Genomic DNA, 5,205 nt, shown 5'->3' on the forward strand with positions numbered 1-5,205 from the left:
ACCCGCGGTATGGAGCCCGTATTCTGGGAACCACAAAGTGGACGCAAGCAATCTCTGACCACTCCTACCAGCCTTTACAACGGTATGAGTGTAGTGATTATCAAGTTATCGGCTTATTAGTACCGGTCAGCTCCGACAGTCTTTAGTCCTGTCTTCCACATCCGGCCTATCAACCCAGTCGTCTGGCTGGGAGCCTCTCCCCCGAAGGGATGGAAATCTCATCTCGAAGCCGGCTTCCCGCTTAGATGCTTTCAGCGGTTATCCGTTCCGAACGTAGCTAATCAGCGGTGCTCCTGGCGGAACAACTGACACACCAGAGGTTCGTCCATCCCGGTCCTCTCGTACTAGGGATAGATCTTCTCAAATTTCCTGCGCGCGCAGCGGATAGGGACCGAACTGTCTCACGACGTTCTAAACCCAGCTCGCGTACCGCTTTAATGGGCGAACAGCCCAACCCTTGGGACCTACTCCAGCCCCAGGATGCGACGAGCCGACATCGAGGTGCCAAACCATGCCGTCGATATGGACTCTTGGGCAAGATCAGCCTGTTATCCCCGAGGTACCTTTTATCCGTTGAGCGACAGCGCTTCCACAAGCCACTGCCGGATCACTAGTCCCGACTTTCGTCCCTGCTCGACTTGTCAGTCTCACAGTCAAGCTCCCTTGTGCACTTACACTCGACACCTGATTGCCAACCAGGTTGAGGGAACCTTTGGGCGCCTCCGTTACTCTTTAGGAGGCAACCGCCCCAGTTAAACTACCCATCAGGCACTGTCCCTGAACCCGATTAGGGTCCGAAGTTAGATATCCAGAGTGACCAGAGTGGTATTTCAACAATGACTCCACGAACACTAGCGTGCCCGCTTCACAGTCTCCCACCTATCCTACACAAGCCACACCGAACACCAATACCAAACTATAGTAAAGGTCACGGGGTCTTTCCGTCCTGCTGCGCGTAACGAGCATCTTTACTCGTAATGCAATTTCGCCGAGTTCGCGGTTGAGACAGCTGGGAAGTCGTTACGCCATTCGTGCAGGTCGGAACTTACCCGACAAGGAATTTCGCTACCTTAGGATGGTTATAGTTACCACCGCCGTTTACTGGGGCTTAAATTCTCAGCTTCGCCTTGCGGCTAACCGTTCCTCTTAACCTTCCAGCACCGGGCAGGCGTCAGTCCGTATACATCGTCTTGCGACTTAGCACGGACCTGTGTTTTTAGTAAACAGTCGCTTCCCACTGGTCTCTGCGGCCATCGAACGCTCCCGGAGCAAGTCCGTTCACGCCTCAGGCCCCCCTTCTCCCGAAGTTACGGGGGCATTTTGCCGAGTTCCTTAACCACGATTCTCTCGATCTCCTTAGTATTCTCTACCTGACCACCTGAGTCGGTTTGGGGTACGGGCAGCTAGAACCTCGCGTCGATGCTTTTCTTGGCAGCATAGGATCACCGATTTCGACTTGCGTCTACCCATCAGATCTCAGGCTATGTGAACGACGGATTTGCCTATCGTTCGCCCTACATCCTTAGACCGGGACAACCATCGCCCGGCTCGGCTACCTTCCTGCGTCACACCTGTTAATACGCTAAACGCACCAGCACGGGGTCGTACGCTAGGCCCAACGCTTCACCCCGAAGGGATCCATCAAAGGGATTCAGATACTTAGCACTACTGGATTGTCTTGGGCGGTTCTTCGCCGGTACGGGAATATCAACCCGTTGTCCATCGACTACGCCTGTCGGCCTCGCCTTAGGTCCCGACTTACCCAGGGAAGATTAGCTTGACCCTGGAACCCTTGGTCTTCCGGAGGACGGGTTTCTCACCCGTCTTTCGCTACTCATGCCTGCATTCTCACTCGTGTGGCGTCCACGGCTGGTTCACACCGCCGCTTCACTCGCCACACGACGCTCTCCTACCCATCAACACGGCTGGACCACGAAGGCCTACCACTAATGTCAATGCCACAACTTCGGTGGCGTGCTTGAGCCCCGTTACATTGTCGGCGCGGAATCACTTGACCAGTGAGCTATTACGCACTCTTTCAAGGGTGGCTGCTTCTAAGCCAACCTCCTGGTTGTCTGTGCAACTCCACATCCTTTCCCACTTAGCACGCGCTTAGGGACCTTAGTTGGTGGTCTGGGTTGTTTCCCTCTCGACTATGAAGCTTATCCCCCACAGTCTCACTGCTGCGCTCTCACTTACCGGCATTCGGAGTTTGGCTGACGTCAGTAAGCTTTTGGGCCCCATCGGCCATCCAGTAGCTCTACCTCCGGCAAGAAACACGCAACGCTGCACCTAAATGCATTTCGGAGAGAACCAGCTATCACGAAGTTTGATTGGCCTTTCACCCCTATCCACAGCTCATCCCCTCCATTTTCAACTGAAGTGGGTTCGGTCCTCCACGACGTCTTACCGTCGCTTCAACCTGGCCATGGATAGATCACTTCGCTTCGGGTCTAGACCCTGCGACTGAATCGCCCTATTCGGACTCGCTTTCGCTACGGCTGCCCCACACGGGTTAACCTCGCCACAGAGCACTAACTCGCAGGCTCATTCTTCAAAAGGCACGCCGTCACCCCAACATGGGAGCTCCGACGGTTTGTAAGCAAACGGTTTCAGGTACTATTTCACTCCCCTCCCGGGGTACTTTTCACCTTTCCCTCACGGTACTTGTCCGCTATCGGTCATCTGGGAGTATTTAGGCTTATCAGGTGGTCCTGACAGATTCACACGGGATTTCTCGGGCCCCGTGCTACTTGGGATACTCTTCACGCCATAACACCATTTCGACTACGGGGCTCGCACCCGCTCTGGCCAGGCATTCAAACCTGTTCGTCTATGATGCGCTGTAACGTTCAGTGCTCGGCAGAACACAACGAAAAGTCCCACAACCCCGACCATGCAACCCCTGCCGGGTATCACACATGATTCGGTTTAGCCTCTTCCGCGTTCGCTCGCCACTACTGACGGAATCACTGTTGTTTTCTCTTCCTGTGGGTACTGAGATGTTTCACTTCCCCACGTTCCCTCTACCCGCCCTATATATTCAGGCGGGAGTCACCAGGTCACCACAAGGGGCCTGGCGGGGTTTCCCCATTCGGAAATCCTCGGATCACAGCTCGTTTATCAGCTCCCCGAGGCTTATCGCAGATTACGACGTCCTTCTTCGGCTCCAGATGCCAAGGCATTCACCGTTTGCTCTTAAAAACTTGAAAATCACATGAGTTTAAGAAACCACAACTCGAAAAGTTGCAGATCCAATGATTTGCAAGAACACAACCCGAAGGCTGCTCCTTGCGAATCTTGTCGACCCGAACAACCCGCAAAGGCTGCCCGAGTCTAAGATGCTCGCGTCCACTGTGTAGTTCTCAAAATACGGGCGGTATCCCTCCCCCACACACCCAGGCGTGAAGAAAGGATCCAGGAGAGTCGAGATCCAGCCACCCCCGAAGGAGCAGCCGGCCCGGTCCCTCAGGACCCAACAGCGTGCATGTGCAGTAGCCCACCCGCTCATGCGTTCCCAACCCGAAGGCTGTACTGACACGAGACGAATCTCTTCCTGCACCCAGTTCAATGTTCCACCCATGAGCTACCAGCAAAGACATTCGCTTTGATCTGGCGCCTGGAACAACCTCTACGCCGAAGCGCATGGTGTCCAGATGCTCCTTAGAAAGGAGGTGATCCAGCCGCACCTTCCGGTACGGCTACCTTGTTACGACTTAGTCCTAATCACCGATCCCACCTTCGACAGCTCCCTCCTTGCGGTTAGGCCACTGGCTTCGGGTGTTACCGACTTTCATGACTTGACGGGCGGTGTGTACAAGGCCCGGGAACGTATTCACCGCAGCGTTGCTGATCTGCGATTACTAGCGACTCCGACTTCATGAGGTCGAGTTGCAGACCTCAATCCGAACTGAGACCGGCTTTTTGGGATTCGCTCCACCTTACGGTATCGCAGCCCTTTGTACCGGCCATTGTAGCATGCGTGAAGCCCAAGACATAAGGGGCATGATGATTTGACGTCATCCCCACCTTCCTCCGAGTTGACCCCGGCAGTCTCCTATGAGTTCCCACCATGACGTGCTGGCAACATAGAACGAGGGTTGCGCTCGTTGCGGGACTTAACCCAACATCTCACGACACGAGCTGACGACAACCATGCACCACCTGTATACCGACCTTGCGGGGCAACCATTTCTGGAAGTTTCCGGTATATGTCAAGCCTTGGTAAGGTTCTTCGCGTTGCATCGAATTAATCCGCATGCTCCGCCGCTTGTGCGGGCCCCCGTCAATTCCTTTGAGTTTTAGCCTTGCGGCCGTACTCCCCAGGCGGGGAACTTAATGCGTTAGCTGCGACACGGAGACCGTGGAAAGGTCCCCACATCTAGTTCCCAACGTTTACGGCGTGGACTACCAGGGTATCTAATCCTGTTCGCTCCCCACGCTTTCGCTCCTCAGCGTCAGTAACGGCCCAGAGAACTGCCTTCGCCATCGGTGTTCCTCCTGATATCTGCGCATTCCACCGCTACACCAGGAATTCCATTCTCCCCTACCGCACTCTAGTCTGCCCGTACCCACTGCAGGCCCGAGGTTGAGCCTCGGGTTTTCACAGCAGACGCGACAAACCGCCTACGAGCTCTTTACGCCCAATAATTCCGGACAACGCTTGCACCCTACGTATTACCGCGGCTGCTGGCACGTAGTTAGCCGGTGCTTTTTCTGCAGGTACCGTCAAGCCGAAGCCCTTCTTCCCTACTAAAAGAGGTTTACAACCCGAAGGCCGTCATCCCCCACGCGGCGTTGCTGCATCAGGCTTTCGCCCATTGTGCAATATTCCCCACTGCTGCCTCCCGTAGGAGTCTGGGCCGTGTCTCAGTCCCAGTGTGGCCGGTCACCCTCTCAGGCCGGCTACCCGTCGTCGGCTTGGTGAGCCATTACCTCACCAACTACCTGATAGGCCGCGAGTCCATCCTTGACCGAAAAACTTTCCACCCGCACCCGATGCCGGGGCAGGTCGTATCCGGTATTAGACGCCGTTTCCAGCGCTTATCCCAGAGTCAAGGGCAGGTTACTCACGTGTTACTCACCCGTTCGCCACTAATCCACCCAGCAAGCTGGGCTTCATCGTTCGACTTGCATGTGTTAAGCACGCCGCCAGCGTTCGTCCTGAGCCAGGATCAAACTCTCCGTAAAAAAATTACGAACACC

At 55.1% G+C, this 5,205-nt stretch carries 2 rRNA genes; both read right to left on the reverse strand.

Annotated features, from left to right (window positions below):
- Positions 1 to 96: 96 nt before the first annotated feature.
- A 23S ribosomal RNA gene (locus tag EDF17_RS19630) occupies positions 97 to 3,212 on the reverse strand.
- A 455-nt stretch (positions 3,213 to 3,667) separates the two neighbouring features.
- Positions 3,668 to 5,190 (reverse strand): 16S ribosomal RNA (locus EDF17_RS19635).
- The 16S and 23S rRNA genes sit together here, the layout of an rRNA operon.
- Between the last annotated feature and the right edge of the window lie 15 nt (positions 5,191 to 5,205).

Source organism: Rathayibacter sp. PhB1, assembly GCF_004362935.1.
Lineage (GTDB): Bacteria > Actinomycetota > Actinomycetes > Actinomycetales > Microbacteriaceae > Rathayibacter > Rathayibacter festucae.